16 protein-coding genes are annotated in these 19,139 nt (G+C 69.3%); 5 read left to right on the top strand and 11 right to left on the bottom strand.

Features of this window, described 5'->3' with window-relative positions; translation table 11 throughout:
• Position 1: 1 nt before the first annotated feature.
• The gene (locus tag SM447_RS21830) at positions 2-301 is read right to left on the bottom strand and encodes a CD225/dispanin family protein (protein WP_474574691.1); all 300 of its coding nucleotides are present in this window, start codon (positions 299-301) and stop codon (positions 2-4) included.
• 154 nt (positions 302-455) lie between these two features.
• Here SM447_RS21830 and purN point away from each other — a divergent pair, with 154 nt between their 5' ends.
• Complete coding sequence (gene purN, locus SM447_RS21825) at positions 456-1,073, top strand: phosphoribosylglycinamide formyltransferase (RefSeq protein ID WP_474574690.1); 618 nt, start codon at positions 456-458, stop codon at positions 1,071-1,073.
• Positions 1,070-2,641, top strand: coding sequence for a bifunctional phosphoribosylaminoimidazolecarboxamide formyltransferase/IMP cyclohydrolase (purH, locus tag SM447_RS21820; protein ID WP_474574689.1), 1,572 nt, complete (start codon positions 1,070-1,072; stop codon positions 2,639-2,641). The genes purN and purH overlap by 4 nt, the downstream gene beginning before the upstream one ends.
• 324 nt (positions 2,642-2,965) lie before the next feature.
• On the opposite strand, the gene SM447_RS21815 is transcribed toward purH, so the two are convergent.
• From SM447_RS21815 to SM447_RS21770, 10 genes are all read right to left on the bottom strand, one after another.
• Positions 2,966-3,733, bottom strand: a complete 768-nt coding sequence (locus SM447_RS21815; RefSeq protein ID WP_474574688.1) for a tetratricopeptide repeat protein — start codon at positions 3,731-3,733, stop codon at positions 2,966-2,968.
• A gap of 50 nt (positions 3,734-3,783) precedes the next feature.
• Positions 3,784-4,230 carry a hypothetical protein gene (locus SM447_RS21810; protein WP_474574687.1) on the bottom strand — a complete coding sequence of 149 codons (447 nt, stop codon included), beginning with the start codon at positions 4,228-4,230 and terminating at the stop codon, positions 3,784-3,786.
• Positions 4,227-5,174: a tetratricopeptide repeat protein gene (locus SM447_RS21805; RefSeq protein WP_474574686.1), complete on the bottom strand. Its 948-nt coding sequence runs from the start codon at positions 5,172-5,174 to the stop codon at positions 4,227-4,229. Before SM447_RS21805 ends, SM447_RS21810 begins: the two co-directional genes overlap by 4 nt.
• Before the next feature lie 11 nt (positions 5,175-5,185).
• Positions 5,186-6,724, bottom strand: coding sequence for an FxSxx-COOH system tetratricopeptide repeat protein (fxsT, locus tag SM447_RS21800; protein ID WP_474574685.1), 1,539 nt, complete (start codon positions 6,722-6,724; stop codon positions 5,186-5,188).
• A gap of 53 nt (positions 6,725-6,777) precedes the next feature.
• The gene (locus SM447_RS21795) at positions 6,778-9,147 is read right to left on the bottom strand and encodes a putative bifunctional diguanylate cyclase/phosphodiesterase (protein ID WP_474574684.1); all 2,370 of its coding nucleotides are present in this window, start codon (positions 9,145-9,147) and stop codon (positions 6,778-6,780) included.
• Between the two features lie 104 nt (positions 9,148-9,251).
• On the bottom strand, positions 9,252-10,280 hold the full coding sequence (locus SM447_RS21790; RefSeq protein WP_474574683.1) for an ABC transporter ATP-binding protein: 1,029 nt from the start codon (positions 10,278-10,280) through the stop codon (positions 9,252-9,254).
• The gene (locus tag SM447_RS21785; protein WP_474574682.1) at positions 10,264-11,301 is read right to left on the bottom strand and encodes an ABC transporter ATP-binding protein; all 1,038 of its coding nucleotides are present in this window, start codon (positions 11,299-11,301) and stop codon (positions 10,264-10,266) included. Before SM447_RS21785 ends, SM447_RS21790 begins: the two co-directional genes overlap by 17 nt.
• A 7-nt stretch (positions 11,302-11,308) precedes the next feature.
• Positions 11,309-12,265 (bottom strand): ABC transporter permease, encoded by a 957-nt coding sequence (locus tag SM447_RS21780; RefSeq protein ID WP_474574681.1) that lies wholly within the window; start codon positions 12,263-12,265, stop codon positions 11,309-11,311.
• 42 nt (positions 12,266-12,307) lie between these two features.
• Entirely contained in the window at positions 12,308-13,246 is a 939-nt protein-coding gene (locus SM447_RS21775; protein WP_474574680.1) for an ABC transporter permease, read from the bottom strand.
• 81 nt (positions 13,247-13,327) lie between these two features.
• Complete coding sequence (locus SM447_RS21770; RefSeq protein ID WP_474574679.1) at positions 13,328-14,932, bottom strand: peptide ABC transporter substrate-binding protein; 1,605 nt, start codon at positions 14,930-14,932, stop codon at positions 13,328-13,330.
• A 501-nt stretch (positions 14,933-15,433) separates the two neighbouring features.
• On the opposite strand from SM447_RS21770, the gene SM447_RS21765 reads away from it, so the two are divergent.
• The 3 genes from SM447_RS21765 (at position 15,434) to SM447_RS21755 (ending at position 18,779) form a co-directional block, all read left to right on the top strand.
• The gene (locus tag SM447_RS21765; protein ID WP_474574678.1) at positions 15,434-16,294 is read left to right on the top strand and encodes a bifunctional methylenetetrahydrofolate dehydrogenase/methenyltetrahydrofolate cyclohydrolase; all 861 of its coding nucleotides are present in this window, start codon (positions 15,434-15,436) and stop codon (positions 16,292-16,294) included.
• Positions 16,295-16,428: 134 nt separating this feature from the next.
• The gene (locus SM447_RS21760; protein ID WP_474574677.1) at positions 16,429-17,379 is read left to right on the top strand and encodes a malate dehydrogenase; all 951 of its coding nucleotides are present in this window, start codon (positions 16,429-16,431) and stop codon (positions 17,377-17,379) included.
• 182 nt (positions 17,380-17,561) lie between these two features.
• On the top strand, positions 17,562-18,779 hold the full coding sequence (locus SM447_RS21755; protein ID WP_474574676.1) for an NADP-dependent isocitrate dehydrogenase: 1,218 nt from the start codon (positions 17,562-17,564) through the stop codon (positions 18,777-18,779).
• Positions 18,780-19,139 lie beyond the last annotated feature (360 nt).

Below are 19,139 nucleotides of genomic sequence, written 5' to 3'. Positions count from 1 at the left end.
CTCAGTAACCGCTGGCGTTGTTGCCGTTCAGCGCGCCCAGCAGGCCGCCGCCCAGGCAGCACACCAGGACGATCGCGAGCCAGGCGATGCCGACGATCAGGGCCCACTTGGACCACTTCTTCGACTCGGCCGCCGCGGCCTGGGCGCCGGCGTAGTCACCCTGCTGGAGCAGCGGGTTGACCTTCGAGGCGTTGATGATCGCCGGAATGGCCAGCGGCCAGAACAGGAAGATGGCGACGATCGACATTGTCATGTTGTTGTCGACCGGCTGCTGCGGCTGCGACGGGTATTCGGGCTGCATGACGACGTGCTCCTCACGGTTGTTCGCTGACGGGTGTGGGCCGGACACGCGCCGGTCCCAAGCGACCGGCAGCGTACCCGGTCCGGGCCAGTACGACAGTCATGCGACACCGTGCCGCCCAGCGGATGGGCGCCGGCCGGCGGCCGGATAGGGTGTGCCGGTGACCCAGCCCGCCCGCCTCGTCGTGCTCGTCTCCGGTTCCGGGAGCAACCTGCAGGCCCTGCTGGACGCGACCGCTGATCCGGCGTACGGGGCGCGGGTGGTCGCCGTGGGGGCGGACCGCGACGGGATCGCGGGCCTGGACCGGGCCGTGGCCGCGGGTGTGCCGACCTTCGTCGAGCGGGTCAAGGATCACCCCGATCGCGAGCGGTGGGACGCGGCGCTCACCGCACGGGTGGCCGAACATCGACCCGACCTGGTCATCTCGGCCGGGTTCCTGAAACTGGTCGGCCCCGCCTTCCTCGCCGCCTTCGGCGACCGCTACCTGAACACGCACAACACCCTGTTGCCGGCGTTTCCCGGCATCCACGGCCCGCGCGACGCCCTCGCCTACGGGGTCAAGGTGACCGGCGCGACGCTCTTCTTCGTCGACGCCGGGATGGACACCGGCCCGATCGTGGCGCAGGTGGCGGTGCCGGTACGCGACGATGACGACGTCGACACGCTCACCGAGCGCATCAAGGAAGCCGAGCGGAGCCAACTCGTCGAGCAGGTGGGTCGGCTGGTCCGTGAAGGTTGGACGATCACCGGAAGAAAGGTCACGGTTCCGTGAGTTCCATCCAGGACGGGCTCCGCCCGATCCGGCGGGCACTGGTCAGCGTCTACGACAAGACCGGCCTGGCCGAGCTGGCCAAGGCGTTGCACGCCGCCGGTGTGGAGATCGTCTCCACCGGCAGCACGGCGTCGACGATCTCCGCCGCCGGGGTGCCGGTGACCCCGGTGGAGCAGGTGACCGGCTTCCCGGAGATCCTCGACGGACGGGTGAAGACGCTGCACCCGGCCATCCACGGCGGGCTCCTGGCCGACCTGCGCAAGGACGCGCACACCGCCCAGCTCGACGAGCACCGCATCGCGGGGATCGACCTGCTGGTGTCCAACCTGTACCCGTTCCAGGACACCGTGGCCTCCGGGGCGAGCCAGGACGAGTGCGTCGAGCAGATCGACATCGGTGGCCCGGCGATGGTCCGGGCGGCCGCCAAGAACCACGCCTCGGTGGCGGTGGTGACCGATCCGGGCGCGTACCCGATGCTGTTGGCCGCCCTCGACGGTGGCGGCTTCACCCTGGCGCAGCGTCGGGCGCTGGCGGCCCGCGCGTTCGCCGACATCGCCGAGTACGACGTGGCCGTCGCCGAATGGTTCGCCGCGTCGGTCGCGCCGGACGCCGACGGCTGGCCCGCGTTCGCCGGCCTGGCGTTGCGACGGCAGTCGGTGCTTCGCTACGGCGAGAACCCGCACCAGGCGGCCGCCCTCTACACCGACCCGGCGGGGCCGGCCGGGCTGGCACAGGCGGAGCAGCTGCACGGCAAGGAGATGTCCTACAACAACTACGTCGACGCGGACGCCGCCTGGCGGGCCGCGAACGACTTCGCCGACCAGCCGGCGGTGGCCATCATCAAGCACGCCAACCCGTGCGGCATCGCGGTCGGCGCGGACGTGGCGGAGGCGCACCGCAAGGCGCACGCCTGCGACCCGGTCTCCGCTTTCGGCGGGGTCATCGCCGTCAACCGGCCGGTCTCGGTCGAGCTGGCCGGGCAGATCGCCGAGATCTTCACCGAGGTCGTGGTGGCCCCCGGTTACGAGCCCGGCGCGGCGGAGGTGCTCCAGGCCAAGAAGAACATCCGGCTGCTGCGCGCGCCCGGCTTCCGGCCGCGCCCGGCCGAGTGGCGGCAGGTCACCGGCGGCGTACTGGTGCAGTTGCGCGACGCGATCGACGCCGAGGGCGACGACCCGACCACCTGGCGGCTGGCCACCGGCGAGGCGGCCGACCCGGCGACCCTGGCCGACCTGGCCTTCGCCTGGCGGGCGGTACGCGCGGTGAAGAGCAACGCGATCCTGCTCGCCCACGACGGCGCGACCGTCGGCGTCGGGATGGGGCAGGTCAACCGGGTCGACTCGGCCCGCCTCGCGGTGAGCCGGGCCGGCGCCGACCGGGCGCGGGGTGCGGTGGCCGCCTCGGACGCGTTCTTCCCGTTCGCCGACGGACCGCAGATCCTCATCGACGCCGGTGTCCGGGCGATCGTGCAGCCCGGCGGCTCGATCCGCGACGAGGAAGTGATCGCCGCCTGCAAGCAGGCCGGCGTCACCATGTACCTCACCGGCACCCGCCACTTCTTCCACTAGACCGCCTGGGAGAGGTCCGGCACGGTGCAGCGAGACGCGGGCCAGTGCCCCTTCCTCAAGCTTCGATATGGAAACCCTCAATGTGAGGATTCGGCCGGGTGCCCTGACGGATCCAGGCAAGGCTGATGCGTAAACGGGCGGGCAGCACCCGGGATCCGTTGTGTCCGCCCCTCGCCCCTCCCGCCCAGTGAGCACCTGTTCAAAGGCTGAGATGGGGATGCGAGATCTTGGACAATTTCCGTTCCTCGCTAACGGGAACTGTCCAAGATCTGGATCGAATGCCCAGGCAGGGTCGGCCTGCCGGGTCGTACCAGGTCATCCCCTTCAGCTAACGGCCGTGTCGCCACCAGGCTCTCCCAGGTCCCGCAGGATCATCGCGAGGTTGTTGAGCCCGATGGCGATGTGCGGGTGGTCTGGTCCGTGTACGGCTTCGTGGATGGTGAGTGCTCGTTCGGCTAGTGGTCGTGCCGCCGCCGGGTCCCCAAGGTCCCGCAGGATCATCGCGAGGTTGTTCAGACCGATGGCGACGGTCGGGTGGTCGGGTCCGTGGGCTGCTTCGTCGATGGTGAGTGCTCGTTCGGCTAGTGGTCGTGCCGCCGCCGGGTCTCCGAGGTCCTGCAGGATCATCGCGAGGTTGTTCAGATCGATCGCGACGGTCGGGTGGTCGGGTCCGTGGGCTGCTTCGTCGATGGTGAGTGCTCGTTCGGCCAGTGGTCGTGCCGCCGCCGGGTCTCCGAGGGCCTGCAGGATCAGTGCGAGGTTGTTCAGCCGGCTGGCGGTGGTTGGGTGGTCGGGTCCGTGGACGGCTTCGTCGATGGTCAGCGCCCGCTCGAACAGCGGTCGGGCCTCGACGTAGCGGCCCTGGGCCTGCAGGAACGTCGCGGCGCGATCCAGGAGGAAGGAGCAGCTCCGCGCCATATCAGGATCGCTACCACCGCCATGAGGCACATGGTCGACGGCAGTCAGCACGTGCGGCAGCAGAATCGACCAGCGAGGCCAGCTTCCCGGCGACGCTAGAACATCGCCGCCCGGCGCATAGTCCTCCAACAGGCTCAACGCCACCGCCAACGGATCAACCACCGACACCCCCATCGATCAATCCACTCGCCCACCAACCGTCGCCAGTGTTGGGAATCCGACCACTAAGCGAGGGTAGTGATAATCAGGCCGACTCCGTAGGCAGTAATTCCGCAGTGGATTGCGATCCAGAGGTCGTGCAACCGCACTCGGTGCAGGCGGGGGTGTTGCTGGTAGTGCGCTTCCCGGTATTCCCGTATCAGGTCGTCGCTGTCTGCCAGCGCGCCGCGGTCCTTGAGCGCCCGGGTCAGGGCACGCGCCTGCTGGAGGTGGTATTCGGCCCGCTCGTGGTACTTGGCGGCCGCTACCGCGCCGAACAGACCCGACAGCGCGATGAGAATCGACAGGGGCAGGGTCGTGATGGCGAACTTCTGTTGCGCGATGAGACCGCTGAGTGCGGCCGTGATGGCCAGCAGGTAGTTCGTGAGGATCGCACGCTGATTCTCGGACTGCCGCAACTGCTCGCGATGCTCGCTCCAGTAGGCGAGGGTAGCGGTGTCGGGTGGGTTCACCGGTCCGTCTCCTCCGAGCGCCGTCGATTAGGACCTGCTCCATGGTGGATGGTGAGTGCTCGTTCGGCCAGTGGTCGTGCCGCCTCCGAGTCTCCGAGGTCCTGCAGGATCTGTGCGAGGTTGTTCAGATCGATGGCGACGGTCGGGTGGTCGGGTTCGTATACCGCTTCGTCGATGGTGAGTGCTCGTTCGGCCAGTGGTCGTGCCGCTGCCGGGTCGCCGAGGTCCTGCAGGATCAGTGCGAGGTTGTTGAGCCGGATGGCGACGGTCGGGTGGTCGGGTCCGTATACGGCTTCGCCGATGGTGAGTGCTCGTTCGGCCAGTGGTCGTGCTGCCTCCGACTCTCCGAGGTCCCGGAGGATCAGTGCGAGGTTGTTCAGATTGGTGGCGACCGTCGGGTGGTCGGGTCCGTGGGCTGTCTCGTGGATGGTGAGTGCTCGTTCGGCCAGTGGTCGTGCCGCCTCCGACTCTCCGAGGTCCCGGAGGATCAGTGCGAGGTTGTTCAGATTGGTGGCGACGGTCGGGTGGTCGGGTCCGTGTACGGCTTCGTCGATGGTGAGTGCTCGTTCGGCCAGTGGTCGTGCCGCTGCCGGGTCTCCGAGGGCCTGCAGGATCAGTGCGAGGTTGTTCAGATAGGTGGCGACGGTCGGGTGGTCGGGTCCTTGTACGGCTTCGCCGATGGTCAGGGCCCGCTCGAACAGCGGTCGGGCATCCACGTAGCGGCCCTGGGCTTGCAGGAACGTCGCGGCGCGATCCAGGAGAAAAGAGCAGATCCGCGCCATATCGGGATCGTCACCGCCGTCATAGGGCAGATGGTCGACGGCGGTCAGCACGTGCGGCAGCAGAATCGACCAGCGAGGCCAGCTTTCCGGCGACGCTAGAACATCGCCGCCGGGCGCATAGTCCTCCAGCAGGCTCAACGCCACCGCCAACGGATCAACCACCGACACCTCCATCAGCCGTTCACTTCCTCGGTGTCGGGCGCGTGCCGCCCGTGCCTGCGCCGTAATGCCGCCTGCACCAGGCGGTGCAGTTGCAAACCCGACTCGGTGCGCTTTGCCAACGAGTAGTCCACCACTGCGGCGACGGCGTCGTTGAAGCGCAGGGGATCCCGGGCGGTGGTTGCCAACGGCTCCGGCAGTCGATCGTGGTGGCCGGTGAACATGTCCAGCGGGATCGGCTCCGGTGCCAGGTAGGCACACACGTCCAGTAGCTGGACGGAAGACGGGCTGTCGGCCGTCAGTCGTTCCAGGCTCAACTCCCACACGGTGGCCACCGTCTCCGGCCGGTGCACGGACCTGCCCCGGCTGTACAGCTCCGGCGCTCTGGTCCGCAGCAGGTGCAGATAGTCCGTGGGCGACATGCCGGTCTGATCGAGGTAGGCGGCGGCCTGCTCCAACGCCAATGGCAACCGCCCCAACTCCGTGGCGATCTGCAGCGCCACCTCATCCGGAAGAGTCGGTACCCGTGCTCGCATCAGCTCCACCGCCTCACCCGGCTCCAACACGTCCAGGTCGTGCACGCGCCCGAGCGCCGAGAAGCCACGTCGGCGGGTGGTCACCAGGACATGACCGGGGATCCCCGGCGGCAGCGGAAGGGCGGGCAGCCATGGGCGCACCTGCTCGACCTCGTCGGCGTTGTCGAAGACGAGCAACCATCCGGGGACCTCCCGCAACGCTTCATGCACCGCCACCCGCAACGTCTCCGGATCCGTGTCCGTCTCCATTCCCAACTGCTGTGCCAGGCGGGCGAACTGGTCAGGAACCGCCGTCGGTTCTTCCGCCGCCACCCACCACACCAGGTCGTAGTGGCCCATCTGCCGGTACGCGTACTCCACGGCGAGCTGCGTCTTGCCGACTCCGCCTAGCCCACGTATCGAATGCACGGTGAGCGGCGAGCCCGCCGCCAACCCATCTGCCAGCGCCTTCAGATCCCGATCACGTCCGGTGAAATGTGGGTTGCGGGCCGGGACGTTCCACACCGTGGGTAGGGCTCCGGGGAACCGTGTCTCTCGGGGTATTGCCCGTCCGCCAGGGAAGGCGGGCGGGCTCGGTGGCTTGGCGCGCCCCGCCAGGGCTCGCGTCACCATGGTCCGCAACCGGGCCTTCGCCTTCGCCTCGGGTACACCATGGATGTCGATGCCCACCACGTTGGCCAACAGGCCCGGCCGCTCACACTCCTTCACCCGCACCGTGAGCAGCTTGCGGTCACGGCCGGCCGGATCCGCCGCCCATGCCGCCTGCCACTCCGCACTCCCGTAGACGGACGTCAGATAATCCGGCGACAGCACGGCGATCGTCCGCGCTGCGCGGGTCGTTCCGTCCTGCATTCCCTGGACCCAGTGAGTGCCCGGCACGAAATCCCAGGCTTGCACCAACACGTGATGGCCGTCCTCCTCCAACAGCCACGCGATCCACTCTGCCCACGACCGGTCCGCCTGCGTGTACGAGATGAAGAAATCCCAGCCCGTCAGCTCACTGTCACCCTTGGTCACCCAGCCAGGCTGGCACATCTGCCATCCCGTGCAAATCAGCCCGCCAGTCCCGTTCAGGTTGGCGGTTGGACGGTTGCCACGGTCCGCTGCCGGGCCAGCAGGCCGGAGATGCCGTCGGCGGTCATCGGCCGGGCCAGGTGATAACCCTGGCCATGGGTGTAGCCGAGGTCGCGGAGCACGGCGACCTGCTCGACGTTCTCCACGCCCTCGGCGACGGTCTCCAGGCCGAGGGCGTGGGCGAGCTGGATCACCGCCCGGGCCACCGCCTGCCGGGCGTCGGCCGCCGCGGCCTGGCCGTCGTCGATCTCGATCCCGTCGACGAAGGACTTGTCGAGTTTCACGATCGAGGCGGGGAAGGCCCGTAGCAGGCTCAGCGACGATTCGCCGGTGCCGAAGTCGTCCAGCGAGAGGCGGATCCCCATCCGGTCCAGTTCGAAGAGGGTGCGGGAGACCTGCTGACCGCGTAGCACCGCGGACTCGGTCACCTCCAGCACCAGCCGGTCGCAGGGCAGTCCGCTCTCGACGAGCGCGGCCGTCACGTCGGAGACGAAGTCGGGGTCGTGCAGTTGCCGCGCGGAGACGTTCAGGCCCGCCTCCCGGAGTGCGTCCGGCCCGAACTCCAGTGACCATGCCGCCGCCTGGCGGCACGTCTCGCGCAGCACGAACCGGCCCAGCGGCACGATCAGACCGGTCCGCTCGGCGGCCGGGATGAACTCGGCCGGGCTGACCACGCCGCGGCTCGGATGGTGCCAGCGGACCAGCGCCTCGACGCCGACCAACCGGTAGTCGTCGAGCCGCAGGATCGGCTGGTAGACGACCCGCAGTTCGTTGTCGTCCAAGGCCCGCCGCAGTTCGCCGCCGAGCTGCATGTGCGCCAGTACCGGCTCGCCCATGCCGTCCACGTAGCGTACGAAGCTCGCCTTTCCGCGCTGCTTGGCCGTGTACATGGCGACGTCGGCGTCCCGCAGCACCGAGTCGACGGTGGCCCCGGGCGTGGCGTCGGCGATGCCGATGCTGGCCTGCACCAGCAGCCGGTGCTGGCTGATCGGGTGGTCGAGCGCGGCCAGCAGCCGGCCGGCCAGTTCCTCCGGGTCGGCGTCCGCGCCGGTGAGCAGGACGGCGAACTCGTCACCGGCGACCCGTACCGGCAGGCCGTCGTCGCCGACCTCGGCGCGCAGCAACTGGGCGACCGAGACGAGCAGCCGGTCACCGACGCCGTGCCCGAGCAGGTCGTTGACGGTCTTGAAATCGTCCAGGTCGACCAGGAGCACCGAGGCTGGTGTCGTCGCGGTGAGCGCGGCCGCGAGTCGGTCCCGGAAGAGTTCCCGGTTGGCCAGCCCGGTGAGGCCGTCGTGGCTGACCTCGTACTGGAGGCGCTCCTCCTGGACGCGGGTGTTCCGCAGCAGCCGGGCGTTCTCCCGGTAGGCGATGAACTGCCGGGCGCTGACCAGCGCGGTCACCACCACGGCGGCGATCAGGACCACCCGGACGGGCCAGGTCAGGGGGGCGCCGAACGCGACCGCGAGCAACGGCACGTCGACCGCCACCACGGCCAGGTACGGCAGCAGCATGCCGTTGCGGGCCTGATCGCGCCGGATGCCGAGTTCGGCCCGCCACTGCGCCGTGACGCCGAGGGTGAAGAACACCGGGGTCAGCGGCATCACGACCGCCTGGGAGGGAATGGCGGCGACGTACCCGTACCGGACCGCGAGCACGGCGACGATCCCGGCGGTGACACCGCCGCTGGCCGCGACGAATCGGAGGGCGACGCGATCCACCGGGCCACCGGCGACGAAGGACACCTTGGTCGCGGCACCGACCGCGACCAGGAACGCGAGCCCGACCAGCGCCATCGCCTGCGGGCTCCACGCCTCGTCGGCGGTCAGCATCGGGGCCAGCCCGACGTAGCAGAGCAGCGCCGCGCAGCCGAGGAACGCGATCATGCGGTCGAGCAGGATGCGCCATCGCTCGACCCCGCCGGCCTCGACGACGGGCACCCGGGCGACCGCCCAGATGGCGACGACGAATCCGAACGCCACGCAGGCCGCCGCCGGCAACGGCATGCTTCGGGTACGGGCCTCGGTGGCGTGCGTCAGCATGTCCAGCGCCAGCCAGCCGTACCCGATGGTGATGGTGACCGCCGCGACGAGGAGCGCGCGCCAGAAGCGCCGGGTGACCGGGTCGAGGTCGGCGCGGCGGAGCAGGTGTACGACGGACCCGGCGGCGAGGACCCCGCCGACGGGAACGAAGGTGTACGCGAGCGCCTCGGTGCCGGCGCCGACCGTGAAGTTCGCGACGCACCAGGCGGTGCCGAGGGCGGCGACCGCGACGGTGGCCCGCACGTACCGCACGGTGATCCGGCTGTTCCTCGCGGCGACCCCGACCGTGGGGCCCGTCGTCGGCCGAAGCGCCACCTGCGTCACGGCTGTAGACCCTAGTGAGTGGGCAGGGGCGCAACATCCTTCATCGGGTGCTTCTTCTACAAAGGATCGGCGCGGTGCGATCCACTAGGGAGGGAGTGCGTTCTTCACACCCCCGGGCGTAGCTCGGCGAAGTGGCAGGCCGACGGGTGGGGGTCGGCGGCCCGCAGCACCGCCTGCGGGTCCTGAAGGGCGCAGATCTCCTGCGCCTTCCAGCACCTGGTGCGGAAGTGGCAACCGCTCGGCGGATCCGCCGGGCTCGGCACGTCCCCCCGCAGCCGGATGACGCTGCGGTGCTCCCGAGCGTCCGGGTCCGGCACGGGTGCCGCGGAGAGCAGCGCCTGGGTGTACGGGTGGGTGGCGCGCTCGTAGATCTCGTTCTCGGTGCCGATCTCCACGATCCGGCCGAGGTACATCACCGCGATCCGGTCGGAGATGTGCCGGACCACCGACAGGTCGTGGGCGATGAAGATGTACGACAGGCCCAGCTCGTCCTGGAGCTTCTCCAGCAGGTTGATGACCTGCGCCTGGATGGAGACGTCCAGCGCGGAGACCGGCTCGTCGCAGACGATCACCTCGGGCCGGAGCGCCAGCGCCCGGGCGATGCCGATGCGCTGCCGCTGGCCGCCGGAGAACTGGTGCGGATAGCGGTTGATGTGCTCCGGGTTCAACCCGACGACGTCGAGCAGTTCCTGGACGCGACGTTGGCGGCTGCCCTTCGGAGCCGCCTCCGGGTGGATCTCGAACGGCTCGCCGATGATGTCGCCGACGGTCATCCGCGGGTTCAGCGAGGTGTACGGATCCTGCATGACCATCTGCATGTTGCGCCGGATCCGACGCAACTCGCCGCCGGAGGCGGCGAACAGGTCCTGGCCGGCCAGGGTGGCGCGACCGGCGGTCGGCTTCTCCAGCCGCATCAGCAGCCGGGCCAGGGTGGACTTGCCGCAGCCCGACTCGCCGACGATGCCCAGGGTCTCGCCCCGGCGCAGTTGGAAGCTCACCCCGTCGACGGCCTTGACCGCACCGGTCTTCTTCTTGAACAGCACGCCCTGCGTGATCGGGAAGTGCTTGACCACGTGGTTGACGTCGAGGAGCGTCTCGCCGCGGACCGTGGTCGGGCTAGCCGGCGCGGTCATCACGTACCTCCTGGGCGAAATGGCACGCGCTGGTCCGGCCGTCGCCGAGGACCAGGTCGTGCGGCACCACGTCCACGCAGACCTGCTGCACGTACGGGCACCGGGGGTGGAAGGGACAACCGCTGGGGATGCGCATGAGGTTGGGTGGCAGACCACGGATCGTGGACAGCTTCCCGCCCCGCTGGTCCAGGCGCGGGATCGAGTTCAACAACCCCTTGGTGTACGGGTGGGCGGGTGCCCGGTACAGCGACCGGACGTCGGCGTGCTCGACGATCCGACCCGCGTACATGACCGCGATCCGGTCCGCGACGTCGGCCACCACGCCGAGGTCGTGAGTGATCAGGATCATCGCCATGTCCAGGTCCCGCCGCAGGTCGGCGAGGAGGTCCATGATCTGGGCCTGCACGGTGACGTCCAGCGCGGTGGTGGGCTCGTCGGCGATGAGCACCTTCGGCTCCATCGCCAGCGCCATCGCGATCATCACCCGCTGCCGCATGCCGCCGGAGAACTGGTGCGGGTAGTCACCGAGACGCCGCGCCGCGCCGGGGATCTGCACCAGGTCCATCAGTTCCACCGAACGGCGGCGGGCGTCGGCGCGGGACATGCCGAGCCGCTGGCGCAGCGTCTCGCCGATCTGCCAGCCGACCGGGAAGACCGGGTTCAACGCGGAGAGGGCGTCCTGGAAGATCATGGCGATCTCCTTGCCCCGGATCTGCCGGCGCTGCTCCTCCGGCAGGCCCAGCAGGTCCCGGCCCTGGTAGCGGATCTCGCCGGCGCTGACGTGTGCCGGGGGCGTGTCCAGGATCCCCATGATGGCCTGGGCGGTGACCGACTTGCCGGAGCCGGACTCGCCCAGCACGGCGAGCGTCTCGCCCGGGTCCAGGTGGTAGCTGACCCCGTTGATCACCTTGGCCACACCCTCGCCGGTGCGGAACTCGACGTGCAGGTCACGTACCTCCAGCAGGTGCCCGCCCGGCGGGGTGGGCGAGGCCGGCGTCGGCCGGACGGCGTTCTCACTCATGAGGGGGTCACCGGAGCTTCGGGTCGAAGGCGTCGCGGATCGCGTCGCCGAGCATGATGAAGGCCAGTACGGTCAGCGCCAGGAAGGTCGACGGAACCACCAGCGGGGTCGCCGACTCCCGCATGTGCACCCGGCCGTTGTTGATGTCGATGCCCCACGAGATGGTCGGCTCCCTCAGCCCGATGCCGAGGAACGACAGCGTCGCCTCCGCGGCGATGAACGAGCCGAGGGCGATGGTCAGCACCACGATCGCCGGGGCCAGCGCGTTCGGCAGGATGTGCCGCCACATGATGCGGCCGTTGCCGGCACCCAGCATCCGGGCCGCGGCCACGTAGTCCTGTTCGCGGGCGGTGATCACCGAGGAGCGCACCACCCGGGCCGCGGTGGTCCAACCGAGCACCGCCAGCACGAAGATGACCGCGCCGATGCGTACCGTGGCGCTGTCGCTGCCGACGCGCTTGAGCAGGACGATCGCGGCCAGCAGCAGCGGGATGCCGAGCACGATGTCGATCACCCGGGAGAGCACCGCGTCGACCCAGCCGCCGAAGTACCCGGCGAGCATCCCCACCACCAGCGCGATCAGGCCGGTCAGCAGGGCCGACAGCGCGCCCACCAGCAGCGAGGCGCGGGCGCCGTAGACCGCGCGGGCGTACGTGTCGCAGCCCTGGAAGTCGTACCCGAAGATGGCCCCGCCGGAGGGCGCGGCGTGCTGCCGGGCCAGTACGCAGTCGGTGGGATCGTTGCTGGTGAACAGCCCCGGCACCGCGGCCATCGCGGTGACCAGCAGCACCAGGATCAGGCTGATCCAGAAGATCGGCTTGCGGCGCAGGTCGCGCCAGGCGTCACCGGCCAGGCTGCGCGGCTTGCGGGGCTGACCCACCTGGTTCGGTGTGCCCGGTTCCCCCGACGGCCCGCGCCGGGCGGCCTGGTTCTCCGACGCCGCCACCGTCTCGAAGTCGCTCATCGCCACCCCTCGGTCCGGTCGCTGAGGGTGCGGGTTCGGCGGTCACTCATAGCGGATCCTTGGGTCCAGGACGGCGTACAGGACGTCCACCACCAGGTTGGAGACGAGGTAGACCACGACGAGGACGCTGACGATGCCCACCACCAGCGGGCCGTCCTCGGTGCGGATGCCACGGAAGAGGTTGAAGCCGACGCCCGGGATGTTGAACACGCCCTCGGTGATGATCGCCCCGCTCATCAGGTTGCCGACCTCGACGCCCAGGAACGTGATCACGGGGATGAGCGAGTTGCGCAGCACGTGCACGCTGACCACCCGCCGGGTCGGCAGCCCCTTGGACCGGGCGGTACGCACGTAGTCGGCGCGCAGGTTCTCGGCCACCGAGGTACGGGTCAGCCGGAGCGCGGTGGCCAGGGAGAGCGAGCCGAGCACGATGCCCGGCAGCAGCAAGGCGCGGAAGTCGGGGTCGGCACCGGCGGTGGGCGGGAAGAGCTGCCACTTCACGCCGAGGAAGTACTGCGCGAGCGGGGCGAGCACGATGGTCGGGATGCCGAGCACCAGGAGGGTCAGCAGCAGCGTGGCGTTGTCGAAGATGCTGGCCCGTCGGATGCCGGCGAGCACGCCCGCGGTGACCCCGAAGATGACGGCGACCGCGATGGCGATCAGGGCCAGCTTGATCGTGACGGGCCAGGCGGTGGCGAGGATGTCGCCGATCGACCGCCCGGTGAGCGACTCGCCCAGGTCTCCGCGGAGCAGGTTGGAGATGTAGTCGAAGTACCGGTAGAAGAAGCCGCCGACGCCGGTGGCGTCGAGGTGGTATTTCTCCGTGAGGTACGCCCGCTGTGCGGCGGTGACCGGGCGTTCACCGGCGAGAGCCTGGATCGGGTCGCCCTGGCCGGCGAACATCAGGGCGTAGACGATCAGCGTGGTTCCGAAGAAGGCCAGGAACATCTGGAGCAGACGCCGCACGATGAAGCGGAACATACTTGGCAGTCTCTCTGAAAAGGGGCGAACCGCGTGGCGGGTCGGGTCACCTCGCGATGACCCGACCCGCCTGCGTCGCTGTTACTTCACGGCCTCGATCTTGATCAGGTCGATCCGGTCGAAGAGGTCCATCTCGACGTTCTTGACCTTGGTCGAGTGGCCGAAGTTGTTCTGGCCGAACCGCAGCGGCACGACCGGCAGGTCCTCGGCCAACAGGTCCTCGGCCTGCTGGTACTTCTTGATCGCCTCCTCCTCGCTGGGCGCGCTGGCGCCCTCGGCGAGCAGGCGGTCGAAGTCCGGGTTGCTGTAGCCGTAGTAGTTCGAGGAACCGTTGCTGCTGTACAGCGGGCCCAGGTAGTTCTCCATGGACGGGTAGTCCATGACCCAGCCCATCCGGAACAGGCCGACCGGCTGCTTGGCCTTGACCTTGGTCAGCAGGTCGGCGAACTTCGGCTCGGCGCTGCCCACGCAGTCCACGCCCAGGTTGGCCTTGAGCTGGTTGCAGGTTGCGTCGATCCAGTCCTTGTGGCCGCCGTCGCCGTTGTAGGACAGGGTGATCTTCGACGGGCCGCCCGCGGCCTGGTAGAGCGCCTTGGCCTTGGCCGGGTCGAACTCGCCCGCGGCGCCGACCGTGTTCTCCCGGTAGCCGGCGACGGCGGGGGAGACGAACGAGCGGGCCGGCTGCTGCGAGTCCTTGAAGATCGACCGGGTGATCTCCTCACGGTCGATCGCCATGGAGATGGCCTTGCGCACGTCCGGGTTGCTGAACTCCTCCTGGAAGGTGGGGAACGCCAGGAAGTGCAGCGACGACGCCGGGCTCTGCAGGAAACGGTCGCCCAGGTCGGTGCCGGCGGTGGAGAGGTTCTCCGTCGGGATGGTCTTGATCACGTCGAGGTTGTCCGACAGCACGTCCGCGTACGCCGCGGTCAGCTGCTGGTAGATCCGGAACTCGACGCCGGCCACCTTCGGCTGCTCGCCGGGGAAGGCGTCGTACCGCTCGACCTCGACCTTGGCGTCGTGCTGCCAGGTGCCCTTCATCTTGAACGGGCCCTGACCGATCGGCGCCTGCTCGTAGCCCTCGGCCAGCTCACCGGGCGCGGAGAAGGCGGCCTCCGGCAGCGGGTAGAAGGCGGTGTAGCCGAGCATCGACTTGAACTCGCTGTACGGCTGCGACAGCGTGACGGTGAAGGTCAGGTCGTCGACCTTCTTCAGCCCGCTGAGCGTCTTGGCCTTCGGGCTCTCGCCCTGCAGGTCGTCGTAGCCGGCGATCTTCTCGAAGAAGTAGCTGGAGTTCTGGCCGTTCGGGGCGTACGCGCCGTAGTTCCAGGCGTCGAGGTAGTTGTCGGCGGTGACCGCCTCGCCGTTGTGGAAGGTGTAGCCGTCCTTGAGCTTGACCGTCCAGGTGGTGTTGTCCTCGGACGTGATCGACTCGGCCGCGACCTCGTACGGCCGGTGGGCCTCGTCGTAGTCGACCAGCGGGCTGAACAGGGCGGCGAGCACCTGGGAGCCACTGGTCTCGTTGGTGTTGGTCGGCACCAGGTGCTGCGGCTCGGCGATCTCGATCCGCACGGCCGCGTTGGGGTCGCTCTCGCCGGATCCGCCATCGCCGCCCGAGCCGCAGGCCACCAGGCCCAGGGTCACCGCGAGCGGGAGGGCGGTCCAGGCAGCGAGCCTACGAACACGCATCTAGCCTCCTCATCTCAATCACTCTGCGCAATCGGGCCCGGCATTGGGTGACGCTGCGCAACGATCGGCAACGGTAGGTCGTGTGCCGCGACTCGGCAACGTAGCGGTTGCGAACGTGTAACAGAACGCCACCCCCTGCCTTGTCGGGCCACCGCCCGCGTGCTATGTCAGAACCGCTCAAGCGGGCCGGGAAGTGCGAAGATATTGCTCGGTTGGGGCGGCCCCGGATGTGCTGTGGGGTGACTGGTGACGCTTGGTCATGATCGCCGAATTGTGCGGCTTCATCCCCGGTAATCCGGAGCGGCTGTGGCGCGCCCCACAGCTGGTAACGCTGGGTGACTAATAACACCTCACTCAAAGTAATCTGCCTGGTTGGTCGGGCCGGTCGTCCAGGACCGACGCCGCCGGCCGTCGTCTGGGCCCGCCGCAGGCCGGCCAGGGACTTCGACGCAGGTCCGAGGTCGCCGGAGCCGGCGGCGTCGGGCGTGAGACGATCTGGTCGTGACGGCGAGGCTTCTGGACGGCAAGGCGACCGCGGCCGAGATCAAGGACGAGCTGCGCGCGCGGGTCAAGGCGCTGGCGGAACGGGGCACCGTGCCGGGGCTCGGTACGGTGCTGGTCGGGGCCGATCCGGGCTCGCAGGCGTACGTCAACGGCAAGCACCGGGACTGCGCCGAGGTCGGCATCGCCTCGATCCGCCGGGAACTGCCGGCCGACGCCACCCAGGAGCAGGTCGACCAGGTCCTCGCCGAGCTCAACGCCGACCCGGCCTGTCACGGCTACATCGTCCAGCTGCCGTTGCCGGCGCACCTGGACACGCAGCGGGTGCTGGAGCTGATCGACCCGGACAAGGACGCCGACGGTCTGCACCCGGTCAACCTGGGCCGGCTGGTGCTCGGCTACGACGCGCCGCTGCCCTGCACCCCGCGCGGCATCGTGGAACTGCTCCGTCGGCACGAGGTGCCGCTGCGCGGCGCCAACGTGGCGGTGGTGGGCCGGGGCAACACCGTCGGACGCCCGTTGGGGCTGCTGTTGACCCGGCGCAGCGAGAACGCCACGGTCACCCTCTGCCACACCGGCACCCTCGACCTGGCCGCGCACACCCGTGCCGCCGACATCGTCATCGTCGCGGCCGGCGTGCCCGGACTGCTCACCGCGGACATGGTCACCCCCGGTGCCGTCGTGGTCGACGTGGGCATCACCCGGGTGATCGGACCGGACGGCAAGGGCCGCTACACCGGCGATGTGGACCCGCAGGTCGCCGAGGTGGCCGGCAAGCTGGTGCCGATGCCGGGTGGGGTGGGCCCGATGACCCGCGCCATGTTGCTCACCAACGTCGTGGAGCGGGCCGAGCGCGGCTGAGGCGTGAGCCGCGTGCCCTGCACCGTGGGTACGAAAACCCCGGAGTGGTCATAACCGTCCGCCCCTGGCCCGCTCGGTGCCAGGATGGCTGATACGGTCCGGAAAACCGACTGGTATCAGGGAGTGGGACGACCATGGGTAAGAAGGTCACTGTCGTCGGGGCCGGCTTCTACGGCTCCACCACCGCGCAGCGCCTGGCCGAGTACGACGTCTTCGACACCGTCGTGATCACCGACATCATCGAGGGCAAGCCCGCGGGCATCGCCCTGGACCTCAACCAGTCGCGTGCCGTGGAGGGCTTCGAGACCAAGGTCGTGGGCATCACGACCGGTCCGAACGGTGAGGGCTACGAGGGCATCGAGGGCTCCGACGTCGTGGTCATCACCGCCGGCCTGCCGCGCAAGCCCGGGATGAGCCGGATGGACCTGCTGGAGACCAACGCGAAGATCGTCCGCCAGGTCGCCGAGAACGTCGCCAAGTACGCGCCGAACGCCGTCGTCATCGTGGTCTCCAACCCGCTCGACGAGATGACCGCGCTGGCTCAGATCGCGACCCAGTTCCCCCGCAACCGGGTGCTCGGCCAGGCCGGCATGCTGGACACCGCACGGTTCACCAACTTCGTCGCCGAGGCGCTGGAGGTACCGGTGAAGTCGGTACGGACCCTGACCCTCGGTTCGCACGGCGACACCATGGTCCCGGTTCCGTCCAAGAGCACCGTCGACGGCAAGCCCCTGCGTGAGGTCATGCCGGCCGAGCAGATCGAGGACCTGGTCGTCCGTACCCGCAATGGTGGCGCCGAGGTGGTGGCGCTGCTCAAGACGGGCTCGGCGTACTACGCCCCGTCGGCGGCCGCGGCCCGGATGGCCAAGGCCGTCGCGGAGGACTCCGGCGAGGTCATGCCGGTCTGCGCCTGGGTCGACGGCGAGTACGGCATCTCCGGGGTCTACCTCGGTGTGGAGGCCGAGATCGGTGCCCAGGGCGTCAAGCGCGTGGTGGAGACCGACCTCGACGCCGACGAGCTGGCCGCCCTCAAGGAGGCCGCCGAGGCCGTCCGCGCCAAGCAGTCCGACATCGCCTCCATGTGACCCCCCGCCTGCCTCGCCACGTCGATCAAGAGGTTTGCGTCACGATGAAGGCCACTTCCGGACGCGAACCTCTTGGTCAACTGGGTCTCGGGTCAGCTGGCGTCGGGGTGAGTGGGGGGTGGCAGGTGGTTTGCAGTACGCTCGTACTGCTTGAGGATGTCCCCTGAGAGGAGCGCCGGCCGATGGCGAAGATCAAGGTAAACAACCCGGTCGTAGAGCTCGACGGCGACGAGATGACCCGGATCATCTGGAAGCAGATCCGGGAGCAGCTGATCCTGCCCTACCTCGACGTCGACCTGCACTACTACGACCTGTCGATCCAGCACCGTGACGCCACCGACGACCAGGTGACCGTCGACGCCGCCAACGCCATCAAGGAGCACGGCGTCGGTGTCAAGTGCGCCACCATCACTCCGGACGAGGCCCGGGTCGAGGAGTTCGGCCTGAAGAAGATGTGGCGGTCGCCGAACGGCACCATCCGCAACATCCTCGGCGGCGTCGTCTTCCGTGAGCCGATCATCATGTCCAACGTGCCGCGGCTCGTCCCCGGCTGGACCAAGCCGATCATCATCGGCCGGCACGCCCGCGGCGACCAGTACCGGGCCACCGACTTCGTCGTCCCCGGCCCGGGCACGGTGACCATCACCTACACCCCGGCCGACGGTTCGCAGCCGGTCGAGATGGAGGTCGCCAACTTCCCCGGCGGCGGCATCGCCATGGGCATGTACAACTACGACGACTCGATCCGGGACTTCGCCCGCGCCTCGTTCCGCTACGGGCTGGACCGCGGCTACCCCGTCTACATGTCCACCAAGAACACGATCCTCAAGGCGTACGACGGCCGGTTCAAGGACATCTTCGCCGAGGTGTTCGAGAACGAGTTCAAGGCGGAGTTCGACGCCGCCGGGCTCACCTACGAGCACCGGCTCATCGACGACATGGTCGCCGCCGCGCTCAAGTGGGAGGGCGGATACGTCTGGGCGTGCAAGAACTACGACGGTGACGTGCAGTCCGACACCGTCGCGCAGGGCTTCGGGTCGCTGGGCCTGATGACCTCGGTCCTGCTCTCGCCCGACGGCCGCACCGTCGAGGCCGAGGCCGCCCACGGCACCGTCACCCGGCACTACCGGCAGTGGCAGAAGGGCGAGAAGACCTCGACCAACCCGATCGCCTCGATCTACGCCTGGACCCGTGGCCTGGCCCACCGGGGCAAGCTCGACGGCACCCCGGCGGTAACCGAGTTCGCCAACACTCTGGAGCAGGTCATCGTCGACACCGTCGAGAGCGGCCAGATGACCAAGGACCTGGCGCTGCTCATCTCGCGGGACGCTCCCTGGCAGACCACCGACGAATTCATGAACACGCTCGACGAGAACCTGGCGCGCCGCCTGGCCGCCTGACCGGTACCGGCAGTGGGGCGGTGACGCCGCAGCCCCGCCGGTCCCGCGGAACCTCCGCATTCACCGGGCCCGCCGGCCACAGTGCCGGCGGGCCCGGCGCGTCCGGTGCCCAGCCGGCGTGTCGTCGCGGGACGCGCCAGCCGGCGTCACTCCGCCCGGCGCGCCTCGTTGACCTGAGTGGACGAGATGCCAGTCCCGTCCAGGAAGGTTGACCGTCGCCACCGCGCGACGCGCGTGCCCAGCAGCCAGCCTTCCCGGCTGTCGAGTACAGCCAGCCGTCCCTTCCCTGCGGGGGGCCCTGTCCCGGGCCCCCCGCGCCCTGTGCCCGGCGGGTAAGGGCCGACGACCGGTGGGCCGGCT

Source organism: Micromonospora aridisoli, assembly GCF_056150025.1.
The sequence above is the reverse complement of the archived record's forward strand: the minus strand, read 5'-3'. Positions and strand labels throughout refer to the sequence as shown.

Excerpts from the sequence above, each read along its gene's own strand:
- SM447_RS21830 (WP_474574691.1), bottom strand. The coding sequence starts at position 301 with ATGCAGCCCGAATACCCGTCGCAGCCGCAGCAGCCGGTCGACAACAAC.
- SM447_RS21815 (WP_474574688.1), bottom strand. The coding sequence starts at position 3,733 with ATGGGGGTGTCGGTGGTTGATCCGTTGGCGGTGGCGTTGAGCCTGTTG.
- SM447_RS21790 (WP_474574683.1), bottom strand. The coding sequence starts at position 10,280 with ATGACCGCGCCGGCTAGCCCGACCACGGTCCGCGGCGAGACGCTCCTC.
- SM447_RS21785 (WP_474574682.1), bottom strand. The coding sequence starts at position 11,301 with ATGAGTGAGAACGCCGTCCGGCCGACGCCGGCCTCGCCCACCCCGCCG.
- SM447_RS21780 (WP_474574681.1), bottom strand. The coding sequence starts at position 12,265 with ATGAGCGACTTCGAGACGGTGGCGGCGTCGGAGAACCAGGCCGCCCGG.
- SM447_RS21775 (WP_474574680.1), bottom strand. The coding sequence starts at position 13,246 with ATGTTCCGCTTCATCGTGCGGCGTCTGCTCCAGATGTTCCTGGCCTTC.
- SM447_RS21770 (WP_474574679.1), bottom strand. The coding sequence starts at position 14,932 with ATGCGTGTTCGTAGGCTCGCTGCCTGGACCGCCCTCCCGCTCGCGGTG.
- SM447_RS21760 (WP_474574677.1), top strand. The coding sequence starts at position 16,429 with ATGGGTAAGAAGGTCACTGTCGTCGGGGCCGGCTTCTACGGCTCCACC.
- SM447_RS21755 (WP_474574676.1), top strand. The coding sequence starts at position 17,562 with ATGGCGAAGATCAAGGTAAACAACCCGGTCGTAGAGCTCGACGGCGAC.